General features: G+C 70.8%; 22 protein-coding genes. 18 read left to right on the forward strand and 4 right to left on the reverse strand.

The window, feature by feature from the left end; genetic code table 11:
- The coding region (locus EOINJALH_RS32510; protein ID WP_234413632.1) for a hypothetical protein at window positions 1-189 on the forward strand (189 nt) is incomplete at its 5' end.
- A gap of 132 nt (window positions 190-321) precedes the next feature.
- Window positions 322-882 (forward strand): hypothetical protein, encoded by a 561-nt coding sequence (locus tag EOINJALH_RS30990; RefSeq protein ID WP_144289822.1) that lies wholly within the window; start codon window positions 322-324, stop codon window positions 880-882.
- 270 nt (window positions 883-1,152) lie between these two features.
- Here EOINJALH_RS30990 and EOINJALH_RS02535 read toward each other — a convergent pair whose 3' ends face one another.
- Window positions 1,153-1,494 carry a YciI family protein gene (locus EOINJALH_RS02535; RefSeq protein WP_088278741.1) on the reverse strand — a complete coding sequence of 114 codons (342 nt, stop codon included), beginning with the start codon at window positions 1,492-1,494 and terminating at the stop codon, window positions 1,153-1,155.
- Between the two features lie 224 nt (window positions 1,495-1,718).
- Here EOINJALH_RS02535 and EOINJALH_RS02540 point away from each other — a divergent pair, with 224 nt between their 5' ends.
- The 4 genes from EOINJALH_RS02540 to EOINJALH_RS02555 all read left to right on the forward strand — a co-directional run bounded on the left by EOINJALH_RS02540 (window position 1,719) and on the right by EOINJALH_RS02555 (window position 4,078).
- A complete protein-coding gene (locus EOINJALH_RS02540; protein WP_088278742.1) occupies window positions 1,719-2,156 on the forward strand; it encodes a hypothetical protein in 438 nt (145 codons plus the stop codon).
- A 138-nt stretch (window positions 2,157-2,294) separates the two neighbouring features.
- A complete protein-coding gene (locus EOINJALH_RS02545) occupies window positions 2,295-2,870 on the forward strand; it encodes a GNAT family N-acetyltransferase (RefSeq protein WP_088278743.1) in 576 nt (191 codons plus the stop codon).
- Window positions 2,871-2,901: 31 nt separating this feature from the next.
- Complete coding sequence (locus EOINJALH_RS02550; RefSeq protein WP_088278744.1) at window positions 2,902-3,306, forward strand: PPC domain-containing DNA-binding protein; 405 nt, start codon at window positions 2,902-2,904, stop codon at window positions 3,304-3,306.
- A gap of 52 nt (window positions 3,307-3,358) precedes the next feature.
- Window positions 3,359-4,078, forward strand: a complete 720-nt coding sequence (locus EOINJALH_RS02555) for an aspartate/glutamate racemase family protein (RefSeq protein WP_404872727.1) — start codon at window positions 3,359-3,361, stop codon at window positions 4,076-4,078.
- Window positions 4,079-4,099: 21 nt separating this feature from the next.
- On the opposite strand, the gene EOINJALH_RS32105 is transcribed toward EOINJALH_RS02555, so the two are convergent.
- Window positions 4,100-4,264, reverse strand: a complete 165-nt coding sequence (locus EOINJALH_RS32105; protein ID WP_199873128.1) for a hypothetical protein — start codon at window positions 4,262-4,264, stop codon at window positions 4,100-4,102.
- A gap of 317 nt (window positions 4,265-4,581) precedes the next feature.
- Between EOINJALH_RS32105 and EOINJALH_RS31570 the strand changes: the two genes are divergently transcribed.
- The 10 genes from EOINJALH_RS31570 to EOINJALH_RS02600 all read left to right on the forward strand — a co-directional run bounded on the left by EOINJALH_RS31570 (window position 4,582) and on the right by EOINJALH_RS02600 (window position 9,680).
- Window positions 4,582-4,728, forward strand: coding sequence for a hypothetical protein (locus EOINJALH_RS31570; RefSeq protein ID WP_158219627.1), 147 nt, complete (start codon window positions 4,582-4,584; stop codon window positions 4,726-4,728).
- 35 nt (window positions 4,729-4,763) lie between these two features.
- Window positions 4,764-5,201: an NUDIX domain-containing protein gene (locus EOINJALH_RS02560; RefSeq protein WP_088278745.1), complete on the forward strand. Its 438-nt coding sequence runs from the start codon at window positions 4,764-4,766 to the stop codon at window positions 5,199-5,201.
- 19 nt (window positions 5,202-5,220) lie between these two features.
- Window positions 5,221-5,976, forward strand: a complete 756-nt coding sequence (locus EOINJALH_RS02565) for a DUF4386 domain-containing protein (protein ID WP_088278746.1) — start codon at window positions 5,221-5,223, stop codon at window positions 5,974-5,976.
- 130 nt (window positions 5,977-6,106) lie between these two features.
- Window positions 6,107-6,541, forward strand: coding sequence for a hypothetical protein (locus EOINJALH_RS02570; RefSeq protein WP_088278757.1), 435 nt, complete (start codon window positions 6,107-6,109; stop codon window positions 6,539-6,541).
- 102 nt (window positions 6,542-6,643) lie between these two features.
- Entirely contained in the window at window positions 6,644-7,036 is a 393-nt protein-coding gene (locus EOINJALH_RS02575; protein WP_088278747.1) for a DUF2784 domain-containing protein, read from the forward strand.
- Between the two features lie 170 nt (window positions 7,037-7,206).
- Entirely contained in the window at window positions 7,207-7,629 is a 423-nt protein-coding gene (locus EOINJALH_RS02580) for a nuclear transport factor 2 family protein (RefSeq protein WP_158219628.1), read from the forward strand.
- Window positions 7,626-8,021 (forward strand): hypothetical protein, encoded by a 396-nt coding sequence (locus EOINJALH_RS02585; RefSeq protein ID WP_088278749.1) that lies wholly within the window; start codon window positions 7,626-7,628, stop codon window positions 8,019-8,021. The genes EOINJALH_RS02580 and EOINJALH_RS02585 overlap by 4 nt, the downstream gene beginning before the upstream one ends.
- Window positions 8,022-8,070: 49 nt before the next feature.
- A complete protein-coding gene (locus tag EOINJALH_RS02590; RefSeq protein ID WP_088278750.1) occupies window positions 8,071-8,715 on the forward strand; it encodes a hypothetical protein in 645 nt (214 codons plus the stop codon).
- A 72-nt stretch (window positions 8,716-8,787) separates the two neighbouring features.
- Window positions 8,788-9,168 carry a hypothetical protein gene (locus EOINJALH_RS02595; protein WP_088278751.1) on the forward strand — a complete coding sequence of 127 codons (381 nt, stop codon included), beginning with the start codon at window positions 8,788-8,790 and terminating at the stop codon, window positions 9,166-9,168.
- Window positions 9,165-9,680 (forward strand): hypothetical protein, encoded by a 516-nt coding sequence (locus tag EOINJALH_RS02600; RefSeq protein WP_088278752.1) that lies wholly within the window; start codon window positions 9,165-9,167, stop codon window positions 9,678-9,680. The genes EOINJALH_RS02595 and EOINJALH_RS02600 overlap by 4 nt, the downstream gene beginning before the upstream one ends.
- Before the next feature lie 33 nt (window positions 9,681-9,713).
- Here the strand turns inward: EOINJALH_RS02600 and EOINJALH_RS02605 are convergent, their stop codons facing one another.
- Window positions 9,714-11,267 carry an AMP-binding protein gene (locus EOINJALH_RS02605; protein ID WP_088278753.1) on the reverse strand — a complete coding sequence of 518 codons (1,554 nt, stop codon included), beginning with the start codon at window positions 11,265-11,267 and terminating at the stop codon, window positions 9,714-9,716.
- Window positions 11,268-11,513: 246 nt separating this feature from the next.
- Here EOINJALH_RS02605 and EOINJALH_RS02610 point away from each other — a divergent pair, with 246 nt between their 5' ends.
- Both EOINJALH_RS02610 and EOINJALH_RS02615 read left to right on the forward strand, forming a co-directional pair.
- Window positions 11,514-11,888, forward strand: a complete 375-nt coding sequence (locus tag EOINJALH_RS02610; RefSeq protein ID WP_088278754.1) for a VOC family protein — start codon at window positions 11,514-11,516, stop codon at window positions 11,886-11,888.
- A gap of 117 nt (window positions 11,889-12,005) precedes the next feature.
- Window positions 12,006-12,731: an SDR family NAD(P)-dependent oxidoreductase gene (locus tag EOINJALH_RS02615; RefSeq protein ID WP_088278755.1), complete on the forward strand. Its 726-nt coding sequence runs from the start codon at window positions 12,006-12,008 to the stop codon at window positions 12,729-12,731.
- A 27-nt stretch (window positions 12,732-12,758) separates the two neighbouring features.
- On the opposite strand, the gene EOINJALH_RS02620 is transcribed toward EOINJALH_RS02615, so the two are convergent.
- A partial coding sequence (locus EOINJALH_RS02620; protein WP_234413633.1) for an acyl-CoA dehydrogenase family protein occupies window positions 12,759-14,437 on the reverse strand: 1,679 nt, incomplete at its 5' end.

Here is a 14,437-nt window from a genome sequence, read left to right on the forward strand (position 1 = left end):
AGCTGTTGGTACTGCTTTGTCTTGGCCATGTGCACACCTTACGCTGCTGGGTGTTGCACTTCAGATTTGAGGCCGCCGAGCAATGAAGTGCAGAATGAACTGAAGCACCAGGCCGCTGACCTCAGCGCGCTGCAAGCTGGTTGCGATGCAATTCCGATGGTCATCAAGCGTGCGCAAGGTGCGGCCTGATACATCAAGCGAATCACCAAAGGCAAGCCACCAGACACCGCCAGCGGCAGGCGGTGCGTTCTCGCCACCCGGACCCTGGCGGTGTGCCGTCGTCGCCCCCTGACCTCGAACGTTTGGCGTCACGCACACATCATGGGCATCTCACTATCCTGGGTCGCCGTCGAGGCGCTTCCGTCCGATGAAGCACTGCGGCGCTTGTCCTTGGCCCGGACGGCCAAACAGTGCACGTACCCGTTCAAGGGCGTCGCAAGCCATGCCCTACCCAATGGTTGGTTCTTGGTTGCGGCTGGGCGTTGCGATCATCGAATCGCCAATGCACAGAGCATGTCGGCGCTCTCGAAGGGCTGTCGAGCCATCGCCTGCGCCATGGAAGAGCACGTCAACTTTGCCTCCGCAGAACTTTGGCAAGATGGCGCGCGAGTCTGGCATGTGCAGCATCAAGGTGACGAGGACAGTCAGAACATGTCTCGAGAGGGCGAAGTACCTCGGCGCTTCCATGAATTGCTGGCGACAGCAGAACCTGAGGACAGCGAGAGTCTCGAAGGCCACTTCCACATGGATATCCCGCTCATTCTCGCGAAGGAGTTCACCGGATTCCGCCACGACGAAAGCAATGCAGCACTTGAGGGCACACCATTCGAGGAGCTTTCCGAACTCAAGACTGGGGGTGCCTGGTGGAAACCGTGGAAGTGACGCCTCGAGCGCCGCGGCAGCGGCGTGCCACCCGGCCCGGGCGGGTGGCACGCGGTGCATTTTCAGCAGCCCGGCCGGGTGTCCCCCCGTTTCTGACTTCGCAGCTTGATCGTTATCCGTCAACGGCGAAGTGCCCCCCGATGCTTCGACTGTTCATTGGCAACAAGAACTGCTCGTCGTGGTCGCTGAGGCCACTTGCATGGCGTCCCGCTTCCGCGGGCCGGTTCACTCGAAGCGTGGGCCACACAGCCCACCCATCGTCGGGTTTGCTCAGGACTCTGGGTCAAACATGATCTCGCGAACCTCCTGCGCGCACCGACAGCCCTTCGCCATTCGGGCCGCCCAAGCCAGCGCATCGTCTCGCGAAGGCACCTCGATGATCGAGAAGCCGCCGACCACCGCCTTCGTCTCAGGCACTGGGCCCTCTGACACGGTCCCGTCGGTGGCCACGATGGCCGCCTGCTGGCGGAGCACTCCGCCACCGAAGATCCACACCCCGGCGGCCTTGGCCTCCCGAACCACCGCACGGGACGACTCACCCACCGCCGGCCAGTCTGCTTCGGCAATGTGGTCCATCGCGCCGTCATCGAACGAAATCAGGTACCGGGGCATCGCATGGCTCCTTCCATCGGCTATCCGGCCACGATTGCAGCAGCCGGCTCGCTTACGCTTCGGGTCATTGTGTCAAAGCCTCGCAGGGGCGCGCGTCTGCGGCTGAGCACCACCGCGCCACTTGGATCGACGGGCTTCTTGGTTCATCATGCGCCCGGCGGGCGGCGCGAAACGCGTCGGTCGGTCCCACGTGGATCATCGGCCCCATAACCGGGAGGCTCTGCATGTCCAGGTTCCTTCGCATGCTCTTGGCGGTCGTCGTCGGCTTCGTGCTCGGCAGCGTCGTGAACATGGCGCTCGTGATGCTCGGCGGCAAGGTCGTCTCGCCGCCGGCGGGCGCCGATGTCGCCACCATGGAGGGGCTGAAGGCCTCGATCCACCTGTTCGAACCCAGGCACTTCCTCTTCCCGTTCCTGGCCCACGCGCTGGGAACGCTGGTCGGCGCCGCGGTGGCCTGCGGGCTTGCCCCGGGCAGGCCACCGGGCCCGGCCTACATCGTGGGCGGCTTGTTCCTGATGGGCGGCGTGGCCAATGCGGTGATGCTGCCCGCGCCGGCCTGGTTCAATGCCGCGGATCTGCTGCTGGCCTATCTGCCGATGGCCTGGCTGGGCCGGGCGCTGGTCAGGCGCGTGGCCGGTGGCGGGGCAGGCCGTGGCGCGTAGCCCATCGCTCACGATGAGCGCAAGGTCAGGCCGCGAGGCCCGGCCTGGCGGTCCTGGGCCCCTGCCGCCAGCCCGAGCCTGCACGGTCCGGCTGGCTTGTCCACCGCCCGGCACTCCGACACCTCCGACGAGACCAGCATGACCCCATCCGACCTCGAGATCCACGCCCTCACGCCCGACCGGATGGCCGACTTCCTGGCCTTCTTCGAGGGCGATGCGTTTGCCGACAACCCGAAGTGGAAGTCCTGCTACTGCCAGTTCCTGTACGTGGACCACTCGAAGGTCACGTGGATGGCGCGTACCGCGGACGAGAACCGCAGCGCGGCCTGCGCCCGCATCGGCAGCGGCCGCATGCAAGGCCATCTGGCATACCGTGGCGGCAAGGTGGTGGGATGGTGCAACGCGGCGCCTCGGCACATGATGGACGCCTTCGCGGACGAGCCCGACCCCGATGCCGCCACGCTCGGCCAGATCACCTGCTTCGTCGTCGCCCGGGCGCACCGGCGGACCGGGGTCGCCCGCGCCTTGCTGGACGCCGCCTGCGAGGCGCTCAAGGCGCAGGGCCTCACCATGGCCGAGGCAGCGCCGAAGCCCGAGGTGGCAGGCGATGCCGAGAACCACTTCGGCCCGTACAGCCTGTTCCTCGGCGCGGGCTTCACCGTCCATCGCCAGGGCGAGCATGGCAGCGTCCATGTGCGCCGGTCGCTCGTGTAGTTCCACCGCTGCTACGCCCGGCCGAACCACCGTGTCGCCCCACCCGATCCGCCTTGCCCCGGGCGTCGACCTGCGCCGCGAGCTCGAACGCCGTGTGGCCGACGGCGAGATCGGCCCAGGCTTCATCGTCTGCGGAATCGGGAGCATCGCCGACGCGGTCATCCGCTTCGCGAACGACGATGCCGAGACCCTGGTGGCGGGGCCGCACGAGATCCTCACGCTGTCGGGGTCGGTGACGAAGGACGGCGCCCACCTGCATGCCAGCCTGTCCAACGGCGCCGGCCAGGTGATCGGTGGCCATGTGTGCCACGGCAACGTGGTCCGAACCACCGCCGAGGCCCTGCTGCTGGAGACGCCGGAATGGACGCTGCATCGCGAGATGGACCCCGCCACCGGCTTCAAGGAGCTCGTGGTCATCGCGCACGAGTCGCGGTGATCCACGCGCCAGACTCGGCTGAGGTCGAGCCGTGCGCCCCAGGTCACCCACCATGACGGTGCCGCTCCACATCGGGATCGTGGGCTGCTCGGCAGAAGGGGCCGCCCTGTGCTATCGCACGATCTGTGCTGAAGGCGCCGCGCTGCTGGGCCCGCATGCGCACCCCGAGGTGACGCTCCACACCTGGTCGCTCGCCGACTACGTGAAGGCGCTGCACGGCGATGACCTGCCCGCCGTCGCGGCGCTCATGCTCGGGTCGGCCCGCAAGCTTGCCGCGGCGGGGGCCGACTTCCTGATCTGCCCGGACAACACCATCCACCAGGCGTTGCCGCTGGTGGCGCCGTCGTCACCGCTGCCGTGGCTGCACATCGCCGAGGTGTTGGCGGCCGAAGCCGTCGCGCGCGGGCATCGCCGGCTGGGGCTGACCGGCACCCCCTGGCTGGTCGACAGCGAGGTCTACCCGCAGGCCCTGCGGCACCATGGCCTCGAGTGCGTCCGCCCGACGGACGCCGAGCGCGACGAGATGGGGCGGCTCATCATGGACGAACTGGTCTGCGGCATCGTCCGGCCCGAGACGGTGACGCGCTTCCAGGACCTCATCGCCGGCTTTCAGCGCCTTGGTTGCGATGCGGTGATCCTGGGCTGCACCGAGATCCCGCTCGTCATCGGCGACACGAACTCGGCCCTGCCCACGCTGGATTCGACGCGCCTGCTGGCGCGCGCCGCCTTGCGCCGCGCTGTGGCGCCGGTGGACGCGCCGAAAAGCCGCTAGGTTGACCGCTCGGCAGGCCGCTCACTTCTCGACCTTCTTGTCCTCGGCGGGCACCGACTGCTCCTGCGCCGCCTTGGTGGCGCGGGGCGGCGCGAACGGCGGCGGGAAGCCGACGAAGCACAGGAACAGCAGAACGGGAAGCAGCAGGTAGAAGAGCGGCTTCTTCCAGTTCAGGTCGACCTTCATCGGTGCGATCTCGGGCCGGGTGGCGGTATTTCAAGGGCCAGGCCCGCGGGCTTGTCCAGAAGGCCCGGGCATCGGGTGCGGCGGCGTGATCGCGGTGGCGAATGACCCCGGGGTGGCGGCGAGCCAGGGCGGTGCCATCATCGGCCTCGCATCCGTGGCGCCAGGCCGCCGGGCGCCTGGCGCCCGATCCTGGCCAGCAAAGGCAACGTCTCATGTCCCCAGCCGCCCTCGTGCGTCGCTTCGCCCTGCTGTACTGGCCGGGCCTCGCCGGGTGAGGGCCAGGTGCCGATGCCACGCCGTTCGGCCAGAATCAGCGCATGCCCATCCGCCACGAAGCACCTGCCGACGCGCCGGTCATTGCCCGCATCGTCGAGCGTGCCTTTGCGGACCATCCGCTCAGCCAGGGCACCGAGGTCGCCATCGTGCGGGGCCTGCATTCAGCCGCCGACTTGGGCGCGGCCTGACGGCCGCCCAGCCTCCCAACCCACCCTCTGACCCCATGGCCCGGTTCACCCTCATCCCCGAAGCGCACCTGTTGCTCGTCCGCGAGGGCCAGGTGCTGCTGCTCAGGCGCCACAACACCGGCTACGAGGACGGCAACTACAGCCTCGTGGCGGGCCATGTCGACGGTGGCGAGACCGCCCGCCAGGCCATGGCGCGCGAGGCGATGGAGGAAGCCGGCCTCGACATCCGGCCGGACGACCTGCGGCTGGCCCATGTCATCCACCGCCGCAGCGAGGCCGAGCGCGTGTCGTTCTTCTTCACCACCGACACCTGGCGCGGCGAGCCGCAGAACCGCGAACCGCACAAGTGCAGCGAACTCGGCTGGCATCCATTGACGGGCCTGCCGCCGAACATGGTGGCCTACGTGCGGCATGCCATCGATCAGGTGCAGGCAGGGCAGGTGTATTCCGAGTTCGGGTGGCCGCTGCGATGAGCCACGACGGGGCCCTGCGATGAACGCCCTGGCGGGATGGTCGCCGATGCGGTGCGCACGCGTGGCGGGCGTGCTGTACCTGGCCATCATCGTGCTGGGCCTGTTCGGCGAAGCGGTCGTCAGGGGCACGCTGGTGGTCCCCGGCCATGCCAGCGCCACGGCCGGCGCCATCGCCGCGTCGCCGGGGCTGTGGCGCGCCGGCATCGCCGGCGATCTGCTGATGCACGTGCTCGACGTGCCGGTGATCGTGATCTTCTACCTGCTGCTGCGGCCGGTGAACCAGGGCCTGGCGGTGCTGGCGACGCTGTTGAACCTGGTGCAGACGGCGGTGCTGGCCACCAACAAGCTCACCCTGGTGCTGCCGCTGCTGCTGCTGGGCGGCGGCGCGCACCTGGCGGCCTTCACGCCCGAGCAACTGCACGCCGTCACCCGCCTGTCGATCCAGGCCCACGGGTACGGCTTCGGCATCGGGCTCGTCTTCTTCGGCTTCGCCTGCCTCGTCCGCGGCCACCTGATCGCCCGCTGCGGCTTCCTGCCCCGGGGCCTGGGCGTGCTGCTGCAGATCGCCGGGCTGTGCTACCTCGTCAACAGCGCGGCGTTGCTGCTGGCCCCGGCCTGGGCCGGCTGGCTGTTTCCCGGCGTGCTGGTCCCGGCCTTCGTCGCCGAACTGGCGCTGAGCCTGTGGCTGATCGTCCGCGGCGTGAACCTGCCGGCCTGGCCGCAGCCCGCGGCGCTGGCGGTCGACCCTGTGGGCCGAACGGCGCCGCCCCGGTGAATGCGCCGCTCGCGGCATGGCGGCTGCCGGTGTGGCCGATGGCAGACACCGCCGCGGTGGCGGCGGCCGGGGCTTGTCCTGCCTCAAGGCCGTTGGCGCGGATCGGCGGACACTCGCAACGATGCCGGCCATGGATGATTTCGTACTGTTCGACGGAGATCTCGCGATCTTCAATCCCAACTTCGGGCAAGCCGTCGTCATGGTGCAGCCCGGCCGATTGAAGGCCAGCGGCGCGCTGTCGTTGAACGGGCGCAAGGCCTGTGTCGCGGGCGACGAGCAGCAGGTGTTCGTGGTCGGCTGCCCCTACATCACGCCGCTGTACCCGATCCCCGGCATGGGCACGCTCAGGATCGCGGCCCTGGGCACCGGCCAGACCACCAAGCGATCGGCGTCGGACGGCAAGGCCCTGCTCATCAAGGGCGACCACTTCGTCGCCGGGTTCGACGTCCAGGCTCCGGCCCGCCAGGTGCAGGCCGGCAGCCCCGCCACCGCGCCAGACCCGACGCCGCGGTATGCGGGCCAGGGGTCGTTCCTGCCCGAGATGCCGGTGCTGAAGGCGAGCTGACCGGCCGGCCATCGCGGCCATGTGGTACACCGTCGGCCTGGCCGTGCCGGGCCCGACGACACAGGCGCCGGCCCGGCCCCGACGCACGAACCTGGGCCCACGATGACCTACCGGTGGCTGGCCGATCTGGTGCTGCTGCTGCACTTCGGTGTCGTGCTGTTCATCGTCGGTGGCCTGCTGATGGTGGTCGTCGGCAACCTGCGCGGCTGGCGATGGGTGAACCAGCCGTGGTTCCGCATCGCGCATGTCGCTGCCATCGGGGTGGTGGTGGCGCAGTCGTGGTGGGGGCAGGATTGCCCGCTCACCACGCTCGAGTCGTGGCTGCGCGTGCAGGCCGGCACCGCGCCGTATGGCCGCAGCTTCGTCGAGCACTGGGTCGGCCGCCTGCTTTTCTACCAGGCGCCGTTCGGTGTCTTCGTGCTGGCCTACAGCGTCTTCGCGCTGCTGGTGCTGGCGGCGTGGTGGCGCTTTCCGCCGCGGTGGCGCGGGCGCTGAGGCCGGCGCGGGGCACGCCCAGCGGCGGGCGCTTGGGCCGCGCCCTTGGCATGACACGCCATGGCCGTCGTCGGTGGGGCCCCGTTGGGGCAGAATCGCGCGACCAAGGTGGGAGAGCGCGCAGCGATGGCACGACCTGCAGTGAGGCCCGGGCAAGCGATGGAGCGGCCATGTCGGTGAACGGCCCCCTGCCCGATGGGGCCGCGTCGGCATCCGTCGCCGACCTGGTCTGCGGCCTCGAGCGCTCGCGCATCCACGCGCTGCTGACGCGCCAGATGGACGTGCTGTGGCCGCTGCACGCGCCCGACTACCAACTCGTCACCCCCGGCGGGCGCACCTTCACCCGCGACGCCTACCTGGGCGATGTCGACACCGGCCGACTGCGCTACCTGCGCTGGGACGCCGGCCCGATGTGCGTGCGCGCCAGCCCGCAGATGGCCCTGGTGCGCTACCCGGTGACGCTCGAGCTCGACGCGGGCGACGGCCGCGGCACGCCCTTCGAGTGCTGGCACACCGATTCGTACGAACTGATCCAGGGCCGCTGGCAGGCCGTGTGGTCGCAGGCCACCGCCATCCGGGGCCCCGCCGCATGAAGCTGCCGCACCGGCTGGCCGTCAGGCTGTCGCCGCTGGTGGAGGCGGCGCGGGGCGAGCCGCTGGTCGAGCCCTTTGCCACGCTGACCGAACGCAGCGGGCGCCGCCTGGTGCTGAGCTCGTCGCATGGCGAGTTCACCTTCGATCGCGAGCGCAGCCTGGTGCTGCTGGACGGCGCCGAGCTGGCCACCTTCGACAGCGTGCAGTCGGTGGACCTGGCGGCCTTCCCGGGTGGGCTGGGCAAGAAGAGCTGGTCGATCACGCTGTACCGCAGCTTCCTCGACCGCATCACGGTGGCCCGCACCTACGACGACGGCGAGGCCTCGGTGATCGCCGCCCGGCTGTCGCGCGTGCTGGGCTGCAAGGTCGTCTCGCTGGTCGGCGTGCGATGAGCCTGCCGCACGGTGTGGGCCTCGGCCCGGTGGCGGATGGGCCGGGCGCATGACATCGGCGGCCGACGCGGAACCGCGCAGGGCGCTGCGTCGCCGGCGGTGGCCGGTCGCGCCCCTGGTGCTGGCCGCGGGGGCGGTGCTGGCGGCCTGTGCCACGACGAGCATCGAGACCACCGGCACGCAGGCTGCGGCCCCCTTGTGCCAGGTGGGCGACCAGCGGCTGTCGGCGCTGGTGCTGTGGGCGCCGGCCTGGCGCGTCGACCAGAAAGACCGTGCCCAGCGCGAGGACGCCGCCCGGCAGGGCATCGAATCGTTCTTCGCTCCCTCGACGTGTTATGCGAAGGTTGAGGTGCGCCGCCTGCCGGGCACCGGCGACGCCGGGCTGCCCACCGACGCCGCGCTGCTGTCGATGGCCCGCGATGCCAGCCCGAGGCCCGATCGCCTGTTGGTGATCACCGTGCACGAGCTGGGGCCGGTGGTGCGCCTGCTGGGCTCGGCCGCGCTGGTGGAGGGCGGCACCGAGGTCGTGCTGCAGCTGAAGGCCTTCGGGCTGCCCGCGGGCACACCGCTGGCCGACACGCGGTGGCACTGGCGCGATGGCGGTGCGCTGGTGGTCAAGGGCACCGGCTCGTTGCCGCAGGACATGGCGTCGGCCTTGCGACAGGCCCTGGGCGCCGGGCCGGCGCCGCGCTGAGGCGGGTTACGATCTGCCGTTCACCGGGCGTCGCCGTCGCCCGGCCCGACCGATCCCCCCCGAGGTCTCGCCATGCCCGCCTTCAGCGCCATCGCCGTTCCCCTGACCCTTGCCGCGCTGGTGTTCTCGCTGGGCATGCTGGGCCTGTTCGGGGTTCGCGTGGCTTGGTCGATCGACCTGCTGTGGCCGCCCGCGGTGCTGTGGGCCGGCGCCGAGGTGCTGGCCGTGCTGGGCCTGAAGGCGCACAAGCTGGTCTTCCTGGCGCCTGCGGCGGGCTTCCTGGCCATCCAGTCGGTGATGGTGCGCAAGGCCTTCGAGGACGAGCCGCTGTGGTGGCTGGCCTCCATGCCGCCGTTCCTGATGGCGGCCAGCGTGGCCGCGATCTGGCTGGCCTCGCGTCGGCGCGTGACGGCCGCCCCCGGTGCCGTGCCGCCGCCCGGCAACGCCCCATGATCGATCGCCGGGGCGCTGGCGCGACCCTGGCGCTGGCCACTGCCCTGGCCATGGCGCTGGCCGGCTGCTCACCCGCGGGTCGGCTGCCGTCGGTGCCGCCCTGGGCCCCGGGCGCGGGCGAGGTGATGACCCGGGCCGAGCTGCTGGCCTGCCTGGAGCGCGAGGCCGCCATCGACGCGCGGCGCGTCGCGCTCGACCGCCGGGCCGACCGCCACAAGGCCGCCAGCGAGGCGATCACCGTCGAGGCCGCCGCCATCGCCGAGGCCCAGCAGGCCATGAAGCGGCCCGGCAAGCCGGCGCTCGAGGCGATGGCGCGGCGCGTGGCCGACCACAACCTGCAGGTGGACGCGCACAACGACGAGACCGAGGCACTGAACCGTGCCAGCCTGCAGCTCACCCACGACGTGGGCGGCTACAACGCCGACTGCGCCACCCGCCGCTTCGACCCGCGCGACCACGAGGCGGCGCGCGACGAGCACCGCGCGCGCGGCGGTCGCCCCCAGCCGCCCTGAGCCCCCCGGGGCTCGGCGGCGCCTGGGCGCCTCTCAGAGGATGCGGCTCTTGTGCCCCGCCCAGTAGGTGTCGCGCAGCGCCTTCTTGTACAGCTTGCCGGTGGGCAGGCGGGGCAGGGCGTCGGTGAAGTCGATCGAGCGCGGGCACTTCTGCCGCGACAGGTGAGCGGCACAGAAGGCCATCAGCTCGTCGGCCAGGCCGGGCTCGTGGCGGAAGGCCGGCAGCGGCTGCACCACGGCCTTCACTTCCTCGCCGAGGTCTTCGTTGGGCACGCCGAAGACGGCCGCGTCGGCCACCTTGGGGTGGGTGATGAGCAGGTTCTCGCATTCCTGCGGGTAGATGTTGACGCCGCCCGAGATGATCATGAAGGTGGAGCGGTCGGTGAGGTACAGGAACCCGTCGGCGTCGACATAGCCCACGTCGCCCACCGTGCTCATGCTGCCGTCGGCCGAGCGGGTGAGGGCGGTGCGCTCGGGGTCGTTGAAGTAGACGAAGGGCGTGGCCGTCTTGAACCAGATCTCGCCGGCGGTGCCGGTGGGGCAGGGCTGGCCGCTCTCGTCCAGGATGTGCAGGTCGCCCAGCAGCACGCGGCCCACGGTGCCCTTGTGCGCCAGCCACTCGGCCGAGCTGCAGGCGGTGAAGCCCAGGCCCTCGGTGGCCCCGTAGTACTCGTCGATGATCGGGCCCCACCAGGCGATCATCTGCTCCTTCACCTGCACCGGGCAGGGCGCCGCGGCGTGGATGGCCACCTGCAGCGACGACAGGTCGTGGCGCCGGCGCGCGGCCTCAGGCAGCTTGAGCATGCGGCTGAACATCGTGGGCACCAGCTGCGAGTGCGTGACGCGGTAGCGCTCGATCAGCGCCAGGTAGGCCTCGGGGTCGAAGTGCTCCATCACGATGGCGGTGCCGCCGTGGCGGATGGTCAGCGCCACCGCGGCCTGTGGCGCCGAGTGGTACATGGGCGCGGGCGACAGGTAGACCATGTCCTCGCGGTAGTGCCACAGCTTGCTTAGGAAGTGGAACAGCGGCAGCGGCTCGGACGGCGGGTTGTCGGGCAGCGGGCGCTGGATGCCCTTGGGCCGGCCGGTGGTGCCGCTGGAGTACAGCATCGCGGTGCCCAGCCACTCGTCGGCCACCGGCGTGGCGGGGTAGGCCGACACCGCCTCGGCGAAGTCGACGTACATCGGGTCGTCCATCGCGCCGCCGTCCACCACCAGGCAGCGCTTCACACGCGGGCACTGGCGCAGCGCCTCGCGGGCCACGGCCAGCTTGTCGCGCGAGGTGACCAGCACCTGCGCCTCGCAGTTGTTCACCACGTAGGCCAGTTCGTCCGCGGTGAGGAAGGAGTTGACGCAGGTGTAGTACAGCCCGGTGCGCTCGCCGGCACCGCAGGTCTCGATGAAGCGGCTGTTGTTCTCCATGTACATCGCGAAGTGGTCGGCGCGCTGCAGTCCGTGCGCGCGCAGCAGGTGGGCCAGTCGGTTGCTGCGCGCGTCGAGCTCGGCGTAGGTGACGGTCTCGCCGCTGGAGGCCATGATGAAGGCCGGTCGGTCGGGGTGCAGCGCTGCTTGCTTGCCGGGGTACATGGGCGGTGTCTCCTTGCCGTTCTGGGCTCTTGCATCGACGGTAGCACCGGGGTGGCCGGGCGCCCATGAGGGGCGGCCCTCATGGCGCGGGCGGTCCGCAGTGAGCTGAACTGTCAAGGTGCAATCCACCTGCTTCGCCTCTCGCGCGCTGGCTTGAACGCCAGGACGTCGCGACGGGCGTTGGCTGACGCGTCACCGCGCAGTACGATTCGACGCGCTCACTCCCCAGCCACCCGAAGGAGCCCCATGGAACTGAACACCGCACGTGTCTTCGTACGCGACATCAGAGCAGCCAAACAGTTCTACGAACAGAAGCTTGGGCTGCGGCTGAAGGCTGACGGCAGTGAGTACGGGTACTGCGTCTTCAAGTCAGGCAGCACGGAACTCGTCGTCGAGAGCGTCGGCACGGATGCCCCCGAAGAAGAGAAAGCACTGGTCGGGCGCTTCACGGGTCTGTCCTTCACGGTTCAAGACGCTGCCGCAAAACACATCGAGCTTCAAGCCCTTGGCGTCCCGTTCACCGGCCCACCGGAGAAGCAGTTCTGGGGCGGCATCCTGGCCACCCTGCAAGACCCCTCGGGCAATGAACTGCAGATCGTGCAGCAGCCGCCCGCGGCCTGAGAGGCTCCTCAAGCTGACCCGCTGCGGCAGCCGTCGCGTGGCCACTTCAGGGCAAGGTGTAGATTGTCGTCACGCAGCCATTCGCCGTTTGCCTCCGCGGGCAGATCAGGTCATACGATGAACACCACCTCACCCCGGAACGTCCTCGTCATCGGCGGCAACAGCGGCATCGGCGCGGCCATCGCCCGCGCCTTCGCGGCGCAGGGCGACCGCGTCACCGCCACCGGCAGCACCGAGGCCAGCGTGGCCGCGGCGCGGGCCCGGCCCGAACTGGCGGGCCTCTCGCTCACCGTGCTCGACGTGCGCGACGCCGCCGCGGTGGCGCAGGTGGTGGCGGCCGCCGGCGAGCTGGACGTGCTGGTCAACAGCGCCGGCGTGGTGCGCCGCCGCGAGGAGTTCGACCCCGAGGTCTTCGCCGACGTGGTGGACGTCAACCTCACCGGCACCATGCGCACGTGCAGCGCCGCGCGACCGGCGCTGCGGGCGCGGCGCGGCTGCATCGTCAACGTCGCGTCGATGCTGAGCTTCTTCGGCGGCGGGCTGGCGCCGGGCTACAGCGCCAGCAAGGGCGGCGTGGCGCAGCTGACCAAGTCGCTGGCCATCGCCTTTGCCACCGACGGCATCCGCGTCAATGCGGTGGCGCCGGGCTGGATTGCCACGCCGCTGACGCAGGCGCTGCAGGACGACCCCGTGCGCTCGGCGCAGATCGTCGGCCGCACGCCGATGGGCCGCTGGGGCACGCCGGACGACGTGGCCGGGCCGGCGCTGTTCCTGGCCAGCGCGGCGGCCGCCTTCGTCACCGGCGTGGTGCTGCCGGTGGACGGGGGTTACCTCACCGTCTGACCTACCGCGCCGCCGGGCGCCGCTGGGTCAGCGCACCGTGCCCACCTGGGCGCGCTCGACGATGCGGCCGGCCACGGCCTGCGACACGGCGCCGGCCATGGTGCCGAACATCGCGCTCGGGCCGCCGGTCAGGCGCGTGGCGATGAAGGCCCCGGCCACCTCGGGCGGCGCGTGGCGGATCATCTCGGCGCCCTGCAGCGCGCGCGCCAGCGCCTCGGTGGCGGCGCGGGCGACGAACTCCTCGTCGCAGGCGCGGCGGGCCAGGTCGACGGCCTGGCCCGCGAAGCGGTCGAAGCCGGCGTCGCTGCCGCGCACGCCGGCCAGGTCGGCGGCCACGGCGTCGAGCGTGCCGCGGTCCTTCACGATGGCGCGGCGCACGTCCATGCACATCATGTTGGCCGTGCCTTCCCAGACGCTGTTCAGTGGTGCCTCGCGGTAGACGCGGGCCATCGGGTTCTCTTCGATGAAGCCGTTGCCGCCGTGGCACTGCAGCGCCTCGTTGGCGATGGCCGGCGCGCGCGAGCAGTTGAAGTACTTGGCCACCGGCGTGGCGATGCGGGCGAAGGCGCGCTGCTCGGGGGCGTCGTCCATCTGGTCGGTGGCGCGGGCCACGCGCAGCGCCAGCAGCGTGGCGGCCTCCACCTCGAGCGCCATGTCGGCCAGCACGTTGGCCATCATCGGCAGGTCGGACAGCGGCTGGCCGAAGCCGCGCCGCGTGCCGGTGTGCGTGAGCGCCAGCGTGAGCGCCTGGCGCATCAGCCCGGCCGAGCCGACGGCAAAGTCCAGCCGCGTGAGGTGCGAGTGCGACAGGATCTCGCGCAGGCCGCGGCCCTCGTCACCGACGCGGATGGCCAGCGTGCCCGCAAATTCGATCTCGCTCGAGGCGTTGGACTTGTTGCCGGCCTTGTCCTTCAGGCGCTGCACGTAGAAGCGGTTGTGCGTGCCGTCGAGCAGTGTGCGCGGCAGGAAGAAGCAGGTCACGCCGCGGCCCACCTGGGCCAGCGTGAAGAAGCCGTCGGCCACCGGCACCGAGCAGAACCACTTGTGGCCGGTGAGCACGTACCAGTCGGCCGGCGCGCCGTGGTAGTCGTCGCGGTGCGAGAAGCGCGCAGTGGTCTGCGTCTCGCGCAGGTCGGAGCCGCCCTGCTTCTCGGTCATCGCGTAGCCGACGACGACGCTGGGCTTGTCGGCCACCTCGGCGCGGCTGAACTCGTACTGCGTGCCGGCCACCTTCCCGGCCCACACCGCCAGCGCCGGCTGGCCGATGAACCCGGCATAGGCCGCGTAGGCCATGCCCGTGGGGCAGCCGGTGCCGTGCTCGACCTGGTTCCACAGGTAGGACAGCACCGCGCGGGCCGTGTGGCCGTGGGGCTGCGGTGTGGTCCAGGCCAGCGAATGCACCTCGTGCTGCCAGGCCAGGGTCATCAGCTGGTGCCAGGCGGGGTGGAAATCGACCCAGTCGATGCGGTGGCCGAAGCGGTCGTGCGTCTTCAGCTCGGGCACGTGCCGGTTGGCCAGGCGGGCGACCTCCTGCACGGCCTCGTCGCCGGCCAGCGCCCCCAGGGCGGCACAGCGCTCGGCGGCCCAGGGCGCGTCGCGGGCGATGGCCTCGCGCAGCACCACGTCGCCGGTGAAGGCGTTGAAGGCCGCGGCCGGCAGGGCCTGGTTGCGCACCTCGTGGGTGTCGTAGCGGGTGGGGCCCTGGG

The organism is Ideonella sp. A 288, from assembly GCF_002198735.1.
In the GTDB taxonomy this organism is placed as follows: domain Bacteria; phylum Pseudomonadota; class Gammaproteobacteria; order Burkholderiales; family Burkholderiaceae_C; genus Pseudaquabacterium.

Bases quoted from the DNA above. Each gene is read 5' to 3' on its own strand.
- EOINJALH_RS02615 (WP_088278755.1), top strand. From the start codon at position 12,006: ATGAACACCACCTCACCCCGGAACGTCCTCGTCATCGGCGGCAACAGC.
- EOINJALH_RS02600 (WP_088278752.1), top strand. From the start codon at position 9,165: ATGATCGATCGCCGGGGCGCTGGCGCGACCCTGGCGCTGGCCACTGCC.
- EOINJALH_RS31570 (WP_158219627.1), top strand. From the start codon at position 4,582: ATGCCCATCCGCCACGAAGCACCTGCCGACGCGCCGGTCATTGCCCGC.
- EOINJALH_RS02545 (WP_088278743.1), top strand. From the start codon at position 2,295: ATGACCCCATCCGACCTCGAGATCCACGCCCTCACGCCCGACCGGATG.
- EOINJALH_RS02605 (WP_088278753.1), bottom strand. From the start codon at position 11,267: ATGTACCCCGGCAAGCAAGCAGCGCTGCACCCCGACCGACCGGCCTTC.
- EOINJALH_RS02610 (WP_088278754.1), top strand. From the start codon at position 11,514: ATGGAACTGAACACCGCACGTGTCTTCGTACGCGACATCAGAGCAGCC.
- EOINJALH_RS02585 (WP_088278749.1), top strand. From the start codon at position 7,626: ATGAAGCTGCCGCACCGGCTGGCCGTCAGGCTGTCGCCGCTGGTGGAG.
- EOINJALH_RS30990 (WP_144289822.1), top strand. From the start codon at position 322: ATGGGCATCTCACTATCCTGGGTCGCCGTCGAGGCGCTTCCGTCCGAT.
- EOINJALH_RS02570 (WP_088278757.1), top strand. From the start codon at position 6,107: ATGGATGATTTCGTACTGTTCGACGGAGATCTCGCGATCTTCAATCCC.
- EOINJALH_RS32105 (WP_199873128.1), bottom strand. From the start codon at position 4,264: ATGAAGGTCGACCTGAACTGGAAGAAGCCGCTCTTCTACCTGCTGCTT.
- EOINJALH_RS02590 (WP_088278750.1), top strand. From the start codon at position 8,071: ATGACATCGGCGGCCGACGCGGAACCGCGCAGGGCGCTGCGTCGCCGG.
- EOINJALH_RS02565 (WP_088278746.1), top strand. From the start codon at position 5,221: ATGAACGCCCTGGCGGGATGGTCGCCGATGCGGTGCGCACGCGTGGCG.
- EOINJALH_RS02535 (WP_088278741.1), bottom strand. From the start codon at position 1,494: ATGCCCCGGTACCTGATTTCGTTCGATGACGGCGCGATGGACCACATT.
- EOINJALH_RS02595 (WP_088278751.1), top strand. From the start codon at position 8,788: ATGCCCGCCTTCAGCGCCATCGCCGTTCCCCTGACCCTTGCCGCGCTG.
- EOINJALH_RS02580 (WP_158219628.1), top strand. From the start codon at position 7,207: ATGTCGGTGAACGGCCCCCTGCCCGATGGGGCCGCGTCGGCATCCGTC.
- EOINJALH_RS02555 (WP_404872727.1), top strand. From the start codon at position 3,359: ATGACGGTGCCGCTCCACATCGGGATCGTGGGCTGCTCGGCAGAAGGG.
- EOINJALH_RS02560 (WP_088278745.1), top strand. From the start codon at position 4,764: ATGGCCCGGTTCACCCTCATCCCCGAAGCGCACCTGTTGCTCGTCCGC.
- EOINJALH_RS02575 (WP_088278747.1), top strand. From the start codon at position 6,644: ATGACCTACCGGTGGCTGGCCGATCTGGTGCTGCTGCTGCACTTCGGT.
- EOINJALH_RS02540 (WP_088278742.1), top strand. From the start codon at position 1,719: ATGTCCAGGTTCCTTCGCATGCTCTTGGCGGTCGTCGTCGGCTTCGTG.